The following is a 15,880-nucleotide window of genomic DNA, read 5'->3' on the forward strand; positions in this document are numbered from 1 at the left end:
TTATTCGCCCGGGTTGAGAACGAATTCCGGCACGGCGGAAACGCCCCATTTTTCAACGATGGTCTGGTAGGTGCCGTCGTCCTTCATCGCCTTCAGCGCATCGAGGATGCGCTCGGCAAGCACGGTATTGTCCTTCAGCGTGGCGATGGCGAGTTGGTTTGCGGCAAAGCCCGCAAAGGCGATCTCGAAGGGAGCGCCCGACTGGCTGATATAGAACGCCGCCTGCGGGTCATTGAGGTAGGCCGCTTCCGCTTGACCTGAAACCAGAGCCTGGATCGCTTCGGAGTTTGAATCGAAGGCCCGGACTTCAATCCCGTCCATGCCGGCCGCCTTCAGGCGCTCGCTCTGTTCTTCCAGATGCTTGTTGGTCGTGCCGCCGGCCGCAACCGATACGGTCTTGCCCGCAAGCCCGTCGAAGCAGGCGTCATAGCTCTCGGGCTTGCCGATTTCGCCATCGCAAGAAATTGCGTCCGGATTCCCCTCCGGCACCATCAGGCCCTCGCCCCACTGGACGTAGGAGATCATGTTCATGATCTTCAGCCGGTCGGGATTGATGAAGATGGCGGTGCACAGCGCGTCGAAACGCTCGGCCTGAAGGCCCGGAACAAGGCCGGAAAAGGCAAGGTTCGTCCACTCGATATCGTCGCCCATGCGCTTGGCGATCTCGCCGCACATGTCGACGTTGAGGCCGTCCATGGTGCCGTCCGTCTTGATGAACTGGTTCGGCGCCGCCGCAAAGTCGGCGGCGAAGTGGACGGTACCATCCTCGAGCGTACCCTCGGCGAAGGCGGGAGCGGTGAAAGCGAATGTCGCGGCCAGCGCCAGTGCCAGACCCTTATGTGCTGATATCATGAACGTTGTTCCTCTGCTGGTGCACCTTCGTGCTTTACATATTATGCAAAATATTATTGATATATCACTGCGATGTTGTCAAATATTCAATTTAGCACATCGCCCTGTCGTTGTGGGAAACGCGATAAGTTATTGAAATAATAATAAGAAAAGTGGCTTGGATGCGGGTGTTGGGACCAAAAGGGCTCAATTTGGGGTGACTGGCCAAAAGCATTTGTTGACTACCAAAGTGCGCGATAATATATCAGTGATATTTTATAAGATATGCTAACCGCATCACATGAAGGCTTCGCAGTCCATGAAAATAGCCGTTCTCAATCCTAACAGCTCGAAGGCTGTCACCCAGTCGATGGAGCGGTGCCTGGAGCCTCTCATTGGTCGTACGAAATATCAGATTATCTGCTCGGAGTTGCCGGCGGCGCCGATCGGTATCGAGGATGACAATGACGTGGCCACGGTCTCGCCGATGGTCGAGGCTTTCGTGAAAGCTTCCGATGCGGATGCCTTCGTCATCAGCTGCTTCTCCGACCCGGGTGTCGCTGCCGCTCGGAGCCTGACGGACAAGCCGCTCTTCGGAATTGCCGAATCTGCCTATTGCACATCGCTGCTCTATGGTCGCCGGTTCGGTGTCATCTCGCTCGGTGCTTCGTCCATTGCCCGCCATCGCGTGCAGATCGAGCGACACGGCCTTCTGGGGCGACTCGCCGGAGACCGGTCGATCGACATGACGGTGGCCGAAGCCAACGATGTCGACAATGCGCGGGATGTTGTGCAGCGGGTCGGCGCGGAGCTCAGGGCCGATGGCGCGGATGTGCTGATCCTCGGCTGCGCCGGTATGGGCGAGCAGCGACCCGCGCTTCAGAAATTGCTGGGTACGATCGTTATCGATCCGGTTCAGGCCGCAGTCTCCGCTGCCATCAACGCGCTGGACCTCGGCTACAATCAAGGAAAGTGAAATGCTCGAACGTGTCGTCAAAGGAACAATCATAACCGAAACCGCCCGCATCGAGGGTGGCTGGGTCGGTATCGACAAGGGGCGGATCGTCGCGATTGGCGACGGTGCTCCGCCTGAGGCGCGTGAGGTTGATGATTACGGTTCATCGCTCGTTCTGCCGGGCGTCGTCGACGGTCAGACCCATGCGACGAGTTGCAAGGGCATGGAAGGGATCGACGACACCACGTCCTCCGCCATCGCCGGCGGCGTCACCACGCTGGTCGATATGCCCTACGACAATCCGGAGCCGCTCGATCGTCCCTCGCGTTTCGATGTCAAGGCGAAGGCGATCGCCGAGCACGCGCATGCCGATATGGCGCTTTATGCGACGGCGACGCGCGAAACCGGCATTTCCGAAATCAAGGCGTTGATCGAGCTTGGCGCCGTCGCCTTCAAGATCTCGTCCTTCGAGAGCAATCCTGTTCGCTTCCCGCGCATTGCCGAGGACCTGACGCTTGATATCTTCGAGACGCTCGCCGACGGCGATCTTCCGCTTGGTATCCATAACGAGGATCAGGAGATCGTTCACGCCCGCATGGCCCGTGCCCGCGAGGCCGGTGTCGAGGGTATCGAGGCGCACTCGACCTCGCGGCCGCTCGCTGCCGAGCTTGCAGCGACCGCGCAGTTCTTCGCGCTCGGTCAGGCCGCCGGCGCACACGCGCATCCCGTCCATCTGACCGCCAAGGAAGGCTTCGATCTGGTCGGTGCATTCCGCAATCTCGGCATGCGCGCCACCGGCGAGCTCTGTGTTCACTATCTCTGGTTTGATGCCGCTGCCGATGGTGAGCGTCTCGGTGCGCGCATGAAGGTCAACCCGCCGATCCGCCCCGGCGTCATCGAGGGGCTGTGGCAGGCGATCGAGGAGGGCAACGTCGCCTTCATTTCCTCTGACCATTCGAGCTGGCCGATCGACTTCAAGTTCACCGATTCGATCTTCGATGCCGGCGCCGGTGTTCCGGGTCTGGAAACGCTTCTGCCGTCCTTCTTCACGCTGTGCGCCCGTCGTGGTCTCGACGCCGCGCGCATGGCCGCCGACATGCTCAGCGCCCGCCCGGCAAAGTTCTTCGGTATCGACAATCGCAAGGGTGCCATCGCCATCGGTCGCGACGCCGACATTGCAATCCTCGAAGAGGGCGCATTCGTCTGGGATGAAACCAAGGCGCATGACGGGCTGAAGTGGAGCCCCTTCCACGGCGAGGAATTCGCGGTGCGGGTTGCTGCCACCTATCTGCGCGGTGCGCCGGGCTGGAATGGAACAGATGTCGTCAACGCCGCCGGAAGCGGTGAACTGGTCAAGCGCGCCACCAAGGGCTGGTACGCCTGAAAACCGAGGGACGGAAACCATGAAACTGATCAATGAAGAAACGAGCGGCGTCTTTGTCATCGCCGTCACCCCGTTCGACGAAACGGGCGCCATCGACTGGGCAAGCCTTGACCGCGTCACCGACTTCTATTTCGAAGCCGGCGCCGACGGGCTGACGCTTCTCGGCATGATGGGCGAAGCGCCGAAGATGACGCAGGCCGAAGCGATCGAGATCACCAAACGGGTCATTGCCCGTGCCGGCGACAAGCCGATCGTCATCGGCGTCTCGGCGCCGGGCCTGGCCTCGATCCGCGAGCTCGGCCAGACGGTCATGGAGCTCGGGGCTGCCGGCGTCATGGTCGCGCCGCCCGGTTCGCTGAAGACGGACCCGCAGATCCATGCCTATTACGGGCAGGTCGTCGAAGCGCTCGGCGACGATATCCCGGTCGTGCTTCAGGACTTTCCGTTGTCGACCGGCGTCAACATCAGCATGGATGTGCTCGGCCGGATCATCGAGGACTATCCCTCGATCAAGATGCTGAAGCACGAGGATTGGCCGGGCCTCGCCAAGATCAGCGCCATCCGCGATGCCGAAGCCAAAGGCCGTCGCCGCCTGTCGATCCTGTGCGGCAATGGCGGTCTGTTTCTTTCCGAAGAGGTTGAGCGCGGCGCCGATGGCGCGATGACCGGCTTCGCCTATCCGGAAATGATGGTTGCCGTGACCCGCGAAATGAAGGCTGGAAATGCCGATCGGGCCCGTGATCTCATGGACGTCTATCTGCCGCTTATCCGCTACGAAACGCAGCCCGGCCTTGGCCTTGCCGTCCGCAAATATGTGCTGGCAAAGCGTGGGGCGATCGCATCGCCCGCCTTGCGCAAGCCCGGCAAATCACTCGATGCCCGTTCGGCCGCCGAGGTCGACATCCTGATGGACCGCATCGAAAAGCGCCTGAAGGAGATTGGCTGATGGATTTCGGACTGAAGGGAAAGAGGGCGCTCGTGCTGGGCGCCAGCCAGGGGCTGGGCGCGGCCTGCGCCAAGGAACTGGCGCTCGAGGGCGCAAGCGTGATCGCTGCGGCCCGCAATACTGAGGCGATTGAAAAATGGGTTGCCGAGGCACGCCTTGAGGAAGAGGTTCGCGCCGTCAAGCTCGATCTCGCCGACGAAAAGGCCGTCGCCGCCTTCGCCGAAGAGATGAGCTCGGCCGGCATCGATATCGTGGTCAACAATTGCGGTGGGCCAGCCGCCGGGCCGGCCCGTGGGCAGTCAAGGGCGGCATGGTTGGCGGCGTTCGAAGCCATGGCGCTGCCGGTGATGCAGATCACCGATGCACTCCTTGCCGGCATGGCCGAGCGCGGCTTTGGTCGTGTCATCACCATCGGTTCTTCCGGCATTCTGTCGCCGATCCCCGGCCTTGCGCTGTCGAACGGCGTTCGCGGCGCCATTGCCGGCTGGTCGAAGACGCTCGCCAGCGAAGTCGCCGGCGATGGCATTACGGTCAACATGGTGCTTCCCGGCCGTATCGCGACCGATCGCGTGGCCTCGCTCGATGCGATCAAGGCCAAGAAGCAGAACACCAGCGTCGAAGCCGTCGAGAAGGGTTCGAAGGCGACAATCCCCGCCGGTCGTTATGGCGACCCGGCCGAATTCGCTGCCGTGGCGGCCTTCCTGGCCTCTGCGCGTGCGTCTTTCGTCAACGGATCGATGATCCGTGTCGACGGTGGAATGCTGAAACAGCTCTGAGCCTGTTTCGAACAAATCCTGCCCGGACCGCTGGGCAGGGCTTGACTAAAATGCGCTTTGATATATCAGTAATATATTACAACAAATGGAGAACAGCATGCCATCTGCCCATCGCCTTTCGCGCCGTGTCGTCACCTCCGCTATCGCCCTCGCCATGGCGACCGCAGGCTTTGCGACGACGGCCTTTGCCGATTTCAAGGACGAGCTTCTGAAGAACGACACCATTGTTGTCGGCACCACCGGCACGGCGCCGCCCTTCACCATGATCAACGATACCGGCGACCTTGACGGTTATGACGTCGCGCTGATGAAGAAGGTTGCCGAGGACCTTGGCGTCAATGTCGAGTTCCGCCAGCTTGACTGGTCTGGCCTGCTGCCGGGCCTGGTCGCCGATCGCTTCGATGTCGTCGCTTCGGGTGTTACCCGCACCAAGGACCGTCTCGCCTCCGACGACCTGATCATGCTGTCGCCTTACATCATCAACGGCGTCGCAATCACCAAGCTTGCCAGCAATGACGAGATCAGCGGTTGGGACGATGTCTGCGGCAAGACCGTCGGCGTCGTGCGCGGCTCGGCCGAAATCAACCTCATCCGCGACTCACTGCCGGAAGGCTGCCTCGGCACGGTGAAGGAATATCCGGGCTGGACGGAAATGTCGCTCGACCTGAAGAACCACCGCATCGACTGGATGGGCATGGATTACCTCGGCCCGAGCTATCTCGCGGCCAAGGACGATTCGATCACGGTTCTTTCCGACGTTCGCTCGCCGAAGACGCAGTCGCTTGCCGTTGCGCCTGACGACAAGGAACTGGCTGAAGCCATCGATGCGCTGATCGCCCAGTACCGTGAGGACGGCACGCTGAACGCGATGATTACCGAATATTTCGGCCAGCCGGTCGACTTCTCCAAGACACCCGCAGATCCGAAGTAAGACCTGCGATCAAACCGAACCCAGGGCAGGGCGATGTCGCCCTGCCACTCAAGACAATAAGGAAATCTCTCCATGCCTGTGAAAGTCGGGATCATCACGACCGGTCAGAGCCCTCGTAACGAATATGTCAGCTTTCACACCAATGCTCTCAAGGCGCTCGGCCTTGATGTCGTGGTGACGGAAAAGGCCTGCCTTGACGGTCTGACCCGTGCGGAAATCGCCGAGCACGAAATCCGTCCCGCCGATGGTCTCGGTATCGGCTGCTATGTTCACAACACCACGCCGGACGATCGCCGCATGGGTGCCGGCTGGGAAGAAATCTTCGTCGTTCAGAGCTGGTATCTGGAGCGTGCTCAGGCCGCCATCGACGCTCACGTTGCCGAAGGTGCCGAAATCATCCTGATGTGCTGCGCCGAGATGTATCCGGAAGGCGCGCTGCATTCGCCGGTTCCGCTGCTTCTGCCCTATCAGCTGATGTTCGATCTCGTTCGTCGTCAGGCCGAGGCCCGCGGCAAGCTGAAGCTCGCCCTTCTGCTGCCGACCGAATGGCACATCGATCAGGACCGTGCGACCTGGAAGTCGCAGCCGTGGATGGACAAGGTCGACGCCCATTTCGGTATCGGTATTGCCACCGGCGAAGCGCTTGACCAGCTCGAAGGCGAAGGTCCCTACGATCTGGCCCTGATCTGGGGCTATGGCGACGGCCTTGCGCCGCACGATCCGGAAACCCTGCTGGAAGACATTTCCAAACGTCTGGGTTGCCCGACGGTGACGCCGAACGTGTTGAACGTGTTCAACGCGCGCACCCTGATCTCGCCCGCATGGGCGGAGCGGATTCATGTCCGTTACTGAAGCCGGCAGGAAGCCGGACACCCCGATCCTGGAAGTGGCCGGGATCGAGAAACAACTCGGCAGCCAGCATGTGCTGCGGGGCATCGACTTCTCCGTCTCGCGCGGAGAGGTCCTGGCCATCATCGGGGCGTCCGGCTCCGGCAAGAGCACGCTTCTGCGTTGCCTCAATCTTTTGATTCGCCCCGACGACGGGGCGATCATCTGGAAGGGCAAGGAAGTCGGCTGGCGCACGGTCGGCGACAAGCGGATACCGGCGCGCGAGAAGGACCTCCTGTCCTTCCGCACCGAAATTTCCATGGTGTTCCAGAGCTACAACCTGTTTCCGCACATGTCGGCGATCCAGAATATCGTGGAGGCGCCTGTCCGGGTGCTGAAGCGCAATCCAGCCGAAGCCCGCGATGTGGCCGAAAAGCTGCTGGAAAAGGTCCGGCTGTCGCACCGTGCCGACGCCTATCCGCATGAAATGTCCGGCGGCGAGCAGCAGCGTGTGGCCATCGCCCGGGCGCTGGCGATGAAGCCGGAAGTCCTGCTGTTCGACGAGGTGACCTCGGCGCTCGATCCCGAGCTCAAGGGCGAGGTTCTCGGCGTGATGCGCGATCTCGCCAGCGAGGGCATGACGATGATTTCCGTCAGCCATGAAATGGGGTTTGTCCGCAATGTCGCGGACCGCGTGATCTTCATGCACAAGGGCAAGGTGCGTGAGGTCGGTGACCCGAAGATCATTCTTGAAAATCCGCAGACTGCCGAATTGCGCAGTTTCGTGGAAACGGTAGCGGATTGATCCATGGATGTTCTGATCCGACAGTTTCCGCGCTTCGCCGACGCCATCTGGCTGACGATCTGGCTGTTTGTCGTCATCACCATCATCTCGACCCTCATAGGCCTCACGCTGGCGCTCATCTGGTCGTCACGGCAGCGCTCTGCCTATAGCAGGTGCCTTTCGGTCTATACCTGGATCTTCCGGGGCTTGCCGGAGCTGGTGGTGTTGCTGTTCTGCTACCTTGGTCTGCCCTATCTCGGCATCGACCTCGGCTCGATCGGCGCGGCCTTGCTCGCCTTTGTCCTGATTGGTTCGGCCTTTCACGCCGAGATATTCAAGGCGGCCTTGTCCTCGGTTGATCCGAGGCTGATCGAGGCCTCGCGCGCGCTCGGCATGGGCACCGGGCTGAGGCTGCGCCGGGTGATCCTGCCGCAGGTGGTGCGTATTGCACTTGCGCCCTGGGCGACCTTCCTTGCGGGTAACGTGAAAATGCTTTCGGTCGCTTCGGCGATCTCCGTGTCCGAAGTGATGATGGTGACGCGCCAGAGCCTGGCGATTTCTTCCGACCCCATGGCGCTGATCCTCTTCGCCGGCCTCGTCTATGCCGCTATCGCCAGCGTGATCATGATTCTCGAGGCGCTCCTGAACCAGATGATGATCCGCCGCTATGGCCCTGTGAACACGGGAGGCCGCTGATGGACTGGAGTGTCATTACCGACAATGCGGGTGTCATCTTCGATGCGACGCTGATGACGATCTGGATTTCGGCGTCGACGATCGTGTTGTCGCTTGTCCTCGCCTTTCCGCTCGCCGTCATGCGCGACGGACCTGTCGCCTTCCTGCGCGGCGTTGCCGCCTTTTTCAGCTGGTTCATGCGCGCCACGCCTGCGCTCACGCTGCTGTTCTTCACCTATTTCGGACTGCCGCAGCTTGGCATCTATCTCGATGCAGTGCCGGCGGCGATCGTCGGCCTGACCTTGTCTGCCGCGGGCTACAACATGGAGTATATCCGCTCGGGCCTGCGCTCCGTTCCTGCCAACCAATACGAGGCAGCGCGTGCGCTCGGCATGCCATCTGCCATGATCTTGCGACGCATCATCGTGCCGCAGGCGATCCGCACCATCATGCCGCCGCTGACGTCGAACCTGACGCTGGTGATGAAGGGAAGCTCGCTTGCCGGCATGGTTGCAGTGACGGAACTGACCGGCGCCGGCATGGCGCTGATTTCGGAGACCTACAAGCCGATCGAAATTCTGCTCGTCATCGGCGTGATCTACCTGATCCTGAACGGTATTCTCATCCGGTTGCAGAAATGGGTCGAATATCGCCTGTCATTCGAGAGGCTTGCCGCAGATGGCCGTTGAACATCGCTTCGCCTGTGAGTTCAGCTGCAGTGACGGCTGCGAAAGCGCTATGATATGCTACATGAGATAATTCAGATTCGGACAGCGCCGTATTTGCCGGATATCACTGCACCGGCCAGCGGCGCATTCTGTGGTGGCGGCGGTTCCGTCGCCAATTCCACCGGGGGTTTATAGACATATGAGAGGCTCAACAGCAGCGGGAAGCGCAACCGCGCAGAAGCCGGCCGCGCGAAAACGAAACGCCAAGCAGCTTTCCCTGACCGAACAGGTTTACTACAGGCTGCGTGGCGAAATCTTGAGCTGCAAGCTCGAGCCGGGGCTTGAAATCTCCGAGGCTGAGCTCGCGGAGCGTTTCGAGGTTTCGAAAACACCGGTGCGCGAGGCACTCGCCACGCTGCGCCAGGAAGGGCTGGTGCGCACCTTCCCGCGGCGCGGCTATCAGATCACGCCGATCACCTTCGGTGACATGAACGAGCTTTTCGACCTCCGGACGATGCTCGAGGCCGGTGCGGCTGAGCTTGCCTGCGAACGGATCACCGAAGAAGAGCTGTCGCATCTTCGCGCGCTTGCGGAGGTTGTCTATGATCAGGCCGAAAGTCCGACCATCGACAAGTTCATCGCCGCGAATACAGATTTCCACCTGGCGATTGCCCGTGCCTCCGGCAATCAGCGGCTTTACGACGTGCTTGCCCGCCAGCTCTACGAACTCGAGCGCTTCTTCTATCTCGGCGCGCAGAAGCGTGACGTGAACAGCGAAACCAGCAATGACCACATGAAGATCGTCGAGGCCCTTGGCCGGCGCGACCGCGACGAGGTGCGGGCTCTGATGGTCCGCCACAACGACCTGACCCGGCAGGGGCTGTTCAAGGTGCTTGCAAATTCCCGCAGCTATGGCGCGATCGCGCTTTAGGCGGCTTTGCTGTCGATAGCGGCGGCCAGGAACCCGGGCTCGACGATGAGCCTGCGGGCAGATTTCGTTTGGCCTCAAGCCGGCGCAAGCCGCGCCGCACGACGACAACGCCATCGCTGTTTCAGGTGTTGCGACCGTACTCGACAGTCCCGTTTGGCCGCTCCGGTCTGACTTTTTTCAAGTATTCCGTGATGTTTTACGGGCCGGTGCGAAAATCGCATCGGCTGGGCCTCGGGAACGTTGACTTACAGAAATATCACAGGCAACATCAGAAATATAATACACGCTGTCTCAAGAGCTCCCGATGTCCGTCACCTCAAATCTCGAACCGAACCCGGCCGCGCCAGCAAGCGGGTCGCTGTGGGAGGCTCTTGCGCCGCCAACGGTTCGTTACCGCCCGGTTGCGGGAGAGGTTCGGGCCGATGTGGTCTTTGTTGGCGCTGGCTTTCTGGGCCTGACCGCCGCACTTTCGGCCGCGCGCTGCGGGCTGTCGGTTGCCGTGATCGAGGCGGCGCAGCCGGGGTATGGCGCGTCGGGTCGTAACACAGGCTTTGTTGTTCCGAGCCTGAAATCAGGCCTCGGGCCGGGAGATGTCATTTCGCGTCTGGGCGAAGATTATGCCTGGCGCCTGTTGCGTCTCGTCGCGCAATCGGGGCGCACAGTTTCCGGCCTCATCACCGAAAACGCCATCGATTGCGCTGCAGACTGGCGGGGCTGGCTTCAGCCGGGCCACAGCCATGCGGCGGAGCAGGGCTTGAAGGATCGCCTGTCGCTGCTGCACGAATCCGGTGTCGAAGCCGCCTTTCTGTCGCGCGATGAGATGACGGCACGCACCGGTCTGCCCACGCTTCACGGTGGTCTCGATATCCTGTCCGGCGGTCAGATCAATCCGCTTGCCTATGCTCGGGGACTGGCTGCAGCGGTCGAGACCGCTGGCGGCCGCGTTTTTGGCGACAGCCCAGTCGAAAGCGTGCAGCGTTGCGATGCCGACTGGTCCGTCAATTCGAGTGCTGGGCGGATCGTGGCTGGCCAGGTCATTCTCACCACCAATGCGATGGTCGGCAATCTGTGCCCGCCGCTTCGTGCCTCCATCATTCCGGTACGGGTCTTCCAGATTGCCACGCAGCCGCTTTCGGATCGTTACCGTGAGACGATATTGCCGTCCGGCGCTCCTGTGACGGATACCCGACGCCACACGTTCGCGCTGCGCTGGAGCGAGGATGGACGTCTGGTAACCGGCGGTCTCGTTTCCCCGGCGCTCGACCGTTTGTCACTGGCGCGAAAGACCTTTGTCGAACGACTGAGGCGGTTCATCCCGAACCTTCCCGACATCCGGGTCGAATATGCCTGGAGCGGGCAGATTGCCGCCACCATGGACGCGCTTCCGCGAATGATTTCGATTGCGCCGGGTCTGACCGGCGTCATTGGCTGTAACGGTCGCGGCGTTGCGCTTACGAGCGCGCTTGGGACCGAAGTCGGGAAGCTTGTTTCGGGACAGGTGAACGAAGCCGATTTCGTGCTTCCGGTGACGCCGCCTCGAAAGATACCGTTTTCGCGCCTCGCGGGGCTTGGGCCGCATCTCTGGCTGCCCTGGAGCAACACACTCGACCGCATTGACGCCGCCTGGCGCTGATAGCTGCCGCCACCAACACGATTGTCCGCTTCAAGGAGACCGCCATGAGCGAAGAAAAGATTCAATGGTCGCGACAGGAAGACGTCGCGCTAACCTGGGTTCACAAGGATCAGGAATTCAGCCATCGGCTGATCACCAAGAAGCTGCACGGTTCGCCGATGTCGTTTCACATCACGACCTACATGCCGCATTTCGACACGATGGTGGAGGGCGACGGCGTCCACGAGGTGATCCTCTACTGCCTGCATGGCTGGTCCGAGCAGATCGTTGAGGCGACCGGCGAACGCCATCATTTCAAGCCGGGCGATGCCATGTATCTGCCGAAAAATTATCGTTATCGCCACATCATCGGCGAAGCCGGCCTCGTCATCGCGGTCTGCGCGACGCCGTCCAAAGAAGCGGGCGACATGTGACGACCGATAGCAACAGGACGGCCTGAACCATGTCCGCTGAATTTCATTCCGATTTTGCGACGCTTGCCCGCAAACCGGATGCCATCATCGTAGGCGGTGGCATCGCCGGGCTGACGAGCGCCTGGTTTCTGGCACACGCCGGGCTCCGTCCGCTCGTGGTCGAGCGGCTGCCCGCTGTCTCCATGCTGGCTTCCCGCCGCTCGGGCGAGGGCGTGCGTGCCCAGTGGGAAAAGCCGGAAAACATCGAAATCGCCCGCCGCTCGATCGAATTCTATCGCGACTTCAGCGAGCACACCGGTCATGATTCCGGCTATCGGCCGGTCGGCTATCTTTATGCCAGCCGCACCGAAGCAGGTGCGGAAGGGCTGCGCCAGCGGGTTTCGCGCCAGCAGGCTGCCGGCCTCGATGATGTCGTCTATCTGAAGGGCGATGATCTGCGGAAGAAAGTGCCGACCATCGCACCTGATGCGGTCGGTGCGGGATTCCGCCAGGCCGATGGTGTGATCGACATTGCCAGAGTGGTCAGGGGGCTTCTGGCTTCTGCCGATTTCGATGTCGTCACCGGTGCTGATGTTCTGGATATCAGGCCGACTGCTGGCAGGGTTGTTGTGAAGACCAGCCTTGGCACACTCGATGCACCGAAGGTGGTGCTTTCCTCTGCCGCACGCGCACCGGCGATGCTGGAAGCGCTCGGCATTTCGCTGCCTCTGAGACTCAGCCGATCGACCATCCAGTATGTTGAGGTCGAGGGCATTCCCGCCGGTCACACCGCCGTCATGGATGCCGATCTCGGCTCGTTCTGGCGGGTCGATACCGGCGGTGCGCGGATGACGGCATCGTTTCGCACGACACTGCTGCTCGACCAGTTTACCGATGACCCGGCTGTCGACCCGGATTACCTCAAGGTCGCGATCGAAACCGTGTCGCCGATGATCCCGATGTGGAAGGACCTCGCGCCGAAAATCACCGGCGGTCATGTGCGCACCGGCTCCTTGCTGGTCTCCGGCGATGGCGGACCGCTGATCGGCCCGGTCGATGGTTTCGAGGGCCTTTATCTCAACACCGCCTATGGCGGCCACGGCCTGATGGCCGCCCCTGAAGGAGCCCGGACGCTTGTCGGTATGATGACCGGTGGTCCGTCCGGCGATTTCCTTCCCTCGCGTTTTTCCGACGATCCGGCCGGGCTGGTACCCGAGCCGATGACCGTCAATCTTCTCTCTGATCAAGGATAAGAAAATGGCAAACAAGACCACCCATATCGGTGTTGTCACCACCGGCCACGGCCCGCGCGACGAATATCTGCATTATCACAAGATGTTCCTCGAAGCGCTTGGCGCCGACGTGAAGATCACCGTCCGTCATATCTATGAAGACCTCACCCTTGAGGAGCTTCTGCCGCATCAGGTCGACAAGACGACGCCGAACCTCGGTGCGCATGTCCATGTTCCGGGTGCCGTCGGCAACCATATGGGCGATGGCTGGGAGCATCGTTTCTTCGAACTCGGCTTTGCCACCAAGTTGGTGCAGAAGACGATCGACAGGCTGGAAGAAGAAGACGGCGTCGACATGGTGCTGCTCGCCTGCGCCGCCGAATTTCCGAAAGGCCAGATTTCCGCCGGAACGCTGCTGATCCATCCCCGCGAGATCATGTTCTCGATTGCCGAAAACATTGCCCATGGCACCCGCCGCAAGCCGAAGATTGGCGTGATCGTCGATGCCGAGCATGCCGACCACGATGTCGCCGACTGGAAGTCGCGCGCCTTCTACAAGAATATCGAACTCGAAGTCTCTCCGATCACCGGAAGCTGGCATGATGCCGCCAGGAAGCTTGGCGAGGCCAATGTCGAATTCGCCTTCTTCTTCGGCTATGGCGTCGGCCTTGCTCCTTATGATGCTGCTGATGAAATCCCGGCACTTGAGCGCGCCATCGGCGCGCCGCTGATCCTGCCGCATCGCGCAACCGTGCTGCATCTGCGCAACCTCGTCGGCCCTGCAATGAACGACCTGGCATACATGCCGGAAGGATGGAACAAGGCATGAGCAACGACAAGACAGAACGCCATTTCGCCCCCCGGACGCTGATCTGGGCGGAGATGACGCGTGCCGATTTGACGGCTGCACGGGACGCCAATGCTCTGGTGCTGATCCCGACCGGCTCGATCGAGCAGCATGGTGACCACCTGCCGGTGGAAACCGACATGCTGCTTTCCACCGCCGTTGCTGAACTGACGGCGACCCGGATTGCCGGCAATACCCCGGTTGTGGTGGCGCCTTCGGTCCCCTTCGGCTTCACCCCGCATCACCTGAGCTGGCCGGGCACGATCAGCCTGAGGCTTGAAACCTATATCGCCATGGTCGGCGATATCGCCCGCTCTGTGATCGACAGCGGCTTTACCCGTGCCGTTTTCGTCAATGGCCATGGCGGCAACTCGGCGCCGTTGCGCTCGCTCACAGGTCAGCTGATCACCGATGGCTATGCTGTCGGCATGGTCGACTATTTCATGCCGAGCGAGAAGGACTATGTCCCGATGCTGAAGGGCGGTCTGGCGCGCGCCGGTCATGCTTGCGAGCAGGAAACCGCGCTGATGCTGGCCGTCAGCGGTGGCGAAAGTGCTGCGCTGATCAGCGAGCGCAAGGCAGGCCTCGAACCGCGTCTGATCCAGCCATGGGTCGCTCCCGGCTATCCGAACGACCCGGTCACGGAAGCCGGCGCCGGATGGGCTGCAATCTTCCATGCGGATGACTGCGGCTACTACGGCGATCCGGCAGCGGCCACGCCTGAAAACGGCGATGCCATTCTCGAAGTGACGATCGATGCGTTGGCGCGCTTCCTGGAAGGTTTTGCCCGCGCGCCTTTGCGTCTCGGCGTTGCCCGCGATGCATCGCGTCCCGGCATTGCCCAGCCGACGGCCAAGGAAGGAAAGTAACGCATGTCCATCGATCTTCTCGTCACCGGCGCCGGCGCTGTCGGCGGCTATGCCGTCGAATATCTGGCACGTCGCGCCGAGGTAAACACGATTGCCGTTGTCGACCGCGATGCCGACCGCGCCAAGGGCATTGCCTGGCGCGCGACGCTTGGCGCGCTGCAGGAAGGCAAGCACGTCCGCATCGAAGGCATCGGCCTCGATCTCTCCGATCCGAAGGCGACCGCCGACACGATCGGTCGCCTGGCGCCGCGCGCGATCTTCCACACGGCCACGCTTCTGACGGTGCCGGAAATGGCGCGCGGTCTGACGCCGGAAAACTTCCAGGCTGTGCGTGAAGGCGGCATGGGCGGCTTTCTCGCCGCTCACCTGACACTCGGCCTTTCGGTTCAGGCCGGCATCAAGGCGGCTGGCCTTGCGACCAGTTTCATCACCGCGCCTTTCCCGGATTTCACCAATCAGGTCCTGTCGAAAACCGGACCTGCGCCGCTCACCGGCATCGGGAACGTCGACAATGTTGCTTGCGAGCTGCAGGCGATCGTTGCCGAGAAATTCGAGGTTTCGGCTCTGTCCGTCACGCCGCTGATCGTTGCTCACCATTCCGTTGCTGAATGGTTCCAGCGCTCCGGGGATGCCGGCAAGGCACCGTGGCACGCAACCGTCATCGTCGAAGGCCGTGATGTCACCGCCGAGATCGATGCCGACAAGCTGATGGGTGAAAGTGCGGCGCGCATTCGTGGCGTGCCGCAGGAAAGCCGCACGGCAGCTTCCGGCGTCAAGACAGTGCTCGCTGCGCTGCGCAACGATGGCAGCTTCCAGCACGGCGCTGGCCCTGCCGGTCGTCCGGGTGGCTGGCCGATCCGGGTCTGGGCCGACCATGTCGAAATCCTGCCGGTCCCAGGCTTCGATGAGGCGAAGGGCTATGAGTTCATGCTCTCCGGCCAGAAGGCTGGCGGTATCGAGGTGATCGAGGGAGACGGCACGGTGATCGCGACCGATCAGTGCGCCGACATGGTCCGCTCGCTCTTCGGCGTCGACATCAAGCGTCTTGCGCCCGGCGATATCGCTGAGGCGGGCCTTGCTCTGCGTGGTGCGCTGAGCAAGCGGATCGCCGCTGGCGGCTGATCGAAAGCCCCAATCCGATTGCTTCGGACGGGGTCTCAGACTGCTGACAAACCTCTCCCTTTTACGGGCGTCATCC

The 15,880-nt window shown here is 61.5% G+C and carries 17 protein-coding genes; 16 read left to right on the forward strand and 1 reads right to left on the reverse strand.

The window, feature by feature from the left end:
* A complete protein-coding gene (locus tag TM49_RS12355) occupies positions 1–852 on the reverse strand; it encodes an ABC transporter substrate-binding protein (protein WP_045681628.1) in 852 nt (283 codons plus the stop codon).
* A 298-nt stretch (positions 853–1,150) separates the two neighbouring features.
* Here TM49_RS12355 and TM49_RS12360 point away from each other — a divergent pair, with 298 nt between their 5' ends.
* The 16 genes from TM49_RS12360 (at position 1,151) to TM49_RS12435 (ending at position 15,804) form a co-directional block, all read left to right on the forward strand.
* Positions 1,151–1,807, forward strand: a complete 657-nt coding sequence (locus TM49_RS12360) for an aspartate/glutamate racemase family protein (RefSeq protein WP_052700032.1) — start codon at positions 1,151–1,153, stop codon at positions 1,805–1,807.
* Position 1,808: 1 nt separating this feature from the next.
* Entirely contained in the window at positions 1,809–3,170 is a 1,362-nt protein-coding gene (locus TM49_RS12365) for a dihydroorotase (RefSeq protein WP_045681632.1), read from the forward strand.
* Positions 3,171–3,189: 19 nt separating this feature from the next.
* Entirely contained in the window at positions 3,190–4,116 is a 927-nt protein-coding gene (locus TM49_RS12370; protein ID WP_045681634.1) for a dihydrodipicolinate synthase family protein, read from the forward strand.
* On the forward strand, positions 4,116–4,892 hold the full coding sequence (locus TM49_RS12375; RefSeq protein WP_045681636.1) for an SDR family oxidoreductase: 777 nt from the start codon (positions 4,116–4,118) through the stop codon (positions 4,890–4,892). The genes TM49_RS12370 and TM49_RS12375 overlap by 1 nt, the downstream gene beginning before the upstream one ends.
* 97 nt (positions 4,893–4,989) lie before the next feature.
* Positions 4,990–5,823: a substrate-binding periplasmic protein gene (locus tag TM49_RS12380; RefSeq protein WP_158498629.1), complete on the forward strand. Its 834-nt coding sequence runs from the start codon at positions 4,990–4,992 to the stop codon at positions 5,821–5,823.
* 72 nt (positions 5,824–5,895) lie between these two features.
* Entirely contained in the window at positions 5,896–6,675 is a 780-nt protein-coding gene (locus tag TM49_RS12385; RefSeq protein WP_045681638.1) for an AroM family protein, read from the forward strand.
* Positions 6,662–7,456 (forward strand): amino acid ABC transporter ATP-binding protein, encoded by a 795-nt coding sequence (locus TM49_RS12390; protein ID WP_045681640.1) that lies wholly within the window; start codon positions 6,662–6,664, stop codon positions 7,454–7,456. The genes TM49_RS12385 and TM49_RS12390 overlap by 14 nt, the downstream gene beginning before the upstream one ends.
* A 3-nt stretch (positions 7,457–7,459) precedes the next feature.
* Complete coding sequence (locus TM49_RS12395; RefSeq protein WP_052699831.1) at positions 7,460–8,131, forward strand: amino acid ABC transporter permease; 672 nt, start codon at positions 7,460–7,462, stop codon at positions 8,129–8,131.
* Entirely contained in the window at positions 8,131–8,799 is a 669-nt protein-coding gene (locus TM49_RS12400) for an amino acid ABC transporter permease (protein ID WP_045681642.1), read from the forward strand. Before TM49_RS12395 ends, TM49_RS12400 begins: the two co-directional genes overlap by 1 nt.
* A gap of 178 nt (positions 8,800–8,977) precedes the next feature.
* A complete protein-coding gene (locus TM49_RS12405) occupies positions 8,978–9,709 on the forward strand; it encodes a GntR family transcriptional regulator (protein ID WP_082074726.1) in 732 nt (243 codons plus the stop codon).
* Between the two features lie 304 nt (positions 9,710–10,013).
* Positions 10,014–11,342 (forward strand): NAD(P)/FAD-dependent oxidoreductase, encoded by a 1,329-nt coding sequence (locus TM49_RS12410; RefSeq protein WP_045681644.1) that lies wholly within the window; start codon positions 10,014–10,016, stop codon positions 11,340–11,342.
* A gap of 44 nt (positions 11,343–11,386) precedes the next feature.
* On the forward strand, positions 11,387–11,755 hold the full coding sequence (locus TM49_RS12415; RefSeq protein ID WP_045681646.1) for a cupin domain-containing protein: 369 nt from the start codon (positions 11,387–11,389) through the stop codon (positions 11,753–11,755).
* Positions 11,756–11,784: 29 nt separating this feature from the next.
* Positions 11,785–12,987, forward strand: coding sequence for an NAD(P)/FAD-dependent oxidoreductase (locus TM49_RS12420; protein ID WP_045681648.1), 1,203 nt, complete (start codon positions 11,785–11,787; stop codon positions 12,985–12,987).
* A 4-nt stretch (positions 12,988–12,991) separates the two neighbouring features.
* Positions 12,992–13,795, forward strand: a complete 804-nt coding sequence (locus TM49_RS12425) for an AroM family protein (RefSeq protein ID WP_045681650.1) — start codon at positions 12,992–12,994, stop codon at positions 13,793–13,795.
* Positions 13,792–14,682 carry a creatininase family protein gene (locus tag TM49_RS12430; RefSeq protein ID WP_045685193.1) on the forward strand — a complete coding sequence of 297 codons (891 nt, stop codon included), beginning with the start codon at positions 13,792–13,794 and terminating at the stop codon, positions 14,680–14,682. Before TM49_RS12425 ends, TM49_RS12430 begins: the two co-directional genes overlap by 4 nt.
* Before the next feature lie 3 nt (positions 14,683–14,685).
* Positions 14,686–15,804, forward strand: coding sequence for a saccharopine dehydrogenase NADP-binding domain-containing protein (locus TM49_RS12435; protein ID WP_045681652.1), 1,119 nt, complete (start codon positions 14,686–14,688; stop codon positions 15,802–15,804).
* The last annotated feature ends 76 nt before the right edge of the window (positions 15,805–15,880 follow it).

Origin of the sequence: Martelella endophytica (assembly GCF_000960975.1) — a bacterium.
GTDB classification, from domain to species: Bacteria; Pseudomonadota; Alphaproteobacteria; order Rhizobiales; family Rhizobiaceae; genus Martelella; species Martelella endophytica.

What these genes read in the sequence shown, in the direction of transcription:
- TM49_RS12390 (WP_045681640.1), top strand. Translation starts at nt 6,662, where the DNA reads ATGTCCGTTACTGAAGCCGGCAGGAAGCCGGACACCCCGATCCTGGAA.
- TM49_RS12385 (WP_045681638.1), top strand. Translation starts at nt 5,896, where the DNA reads ATGCCTGTGAAAGTCGGGATCATCACGACCGGTCAGAGCCCTCGTAAC.
- TM49_RS12370 (WP_045681634.1), top strand. Translation starts at nt 3,190, where the DNA reads ATGAAACTGATCAATGAAGAAACGAGCGGCGTCTTTGTCATCGCCGTC.
- TM49_RS12420 (WP_045681648.1), top strand. Translation starts at nt 11,785, where the DNA reads ATGTCCGCTGAATTTCATTCCGATTTTGCGACGCTTGCCCGCAAACCG.
- TM49_RS12365 (WP_045681632.1), top strand. Translation starts at nt 1,809, where the DNA reads ATGCTCGAACGTGTCGTCAAAGGAACAATCATAACCGAAACCGCCCGC.
- TM49_RS12405 (WP_082074726.1), top strand. Translation starts at nt 8,978, where the DNA reads ATGAGAGGCTCAACAGCAGCGGGAAGCGCAACCGCGCAGAAGCCGGCC.
- TM49_RS12355 (WP_045681628.1), bottom strand. Translation starts at nt 852, where the DNA reads ATGATATCAGCACATAAGGGTCTGGCACTGGCGCTGGCCGCGACATTC.
- TM49_RS12360 (WP_052700032.1), top strand. Translation starts at nt 1,151, where the DNA reads ATGAAAATAGCCGTTCTCAATCCTAACAGCTCGAAGGCTGTCACCCAG.
- TM49_RS12435 (WP_045681652.1), top strand. Translation starts at nt 14,686, where the DNA reads ATGTCCATCGATCTTCTCGTCACCGGCGCCGGCGCTGTCGGCGGCTAT.
- TM49_RS12430 (WP_045685193.1), top strand. Translation starts at nt 13,792, where the DNA reads ATGAGCAACGACAAGACAGAACGCCATTTCGCCCCCCGGACGCTGATC.
- TM49_RS12380 (WP_158498629.1), top strand. Translation starts at nt 4,990, where the DNA reads ATGCCATCTGCCCATCGCCTTTCGCGCCGTGTCGTCACCTCCGCTATC.
- TM49_RS12395 (WP_052699831.1), top strand. Translation starts at nt 7,460, where the DNA reads ATGGATGTTCTGATCCGACAGTTTCCGCGCTTCGCCGACGCCATCTGG.
- TM49_RS12375 (WP_045681636.1), top strand. Translation starts at nt 4,116, where the DNA reads ATGGATTTCGGACTGAAGGGAAAGAGGGCGCTCGTGCTGGGCGCCAGC.
- TM49_RS12400 (WP_045681642.1), top strand. Translation starts at nt 8,131, where the DNA reads ATGGACTGGAGTGTCATTACCGACAATGCGGGTGTCATCTTCGATGCG.
- TM49_RS12410 (WP_045681644.1), top strand. Translation starts at nt 10,014, where the DNA reads ATGTCCGTCACCTCAAATCTCGAACCGAACCCGGCCGCGCCAGCAAGC.
- TM49_RS12415 (WP_045681646.1), top strand. Translation starts at nt 11,387, where the DNA reads ATGAGCGAAGAAAAGATTCAATGGTCGCGACAGGAAGACGTCGCGCTA.
- TM49_RS12425 (WP_045681650.1), top strand. Translation starts at nt 12,992, where the DNA reads ATGGCAAACAAGACCACCCATATCGGTGTTGTCACCACCGGCCACGGC.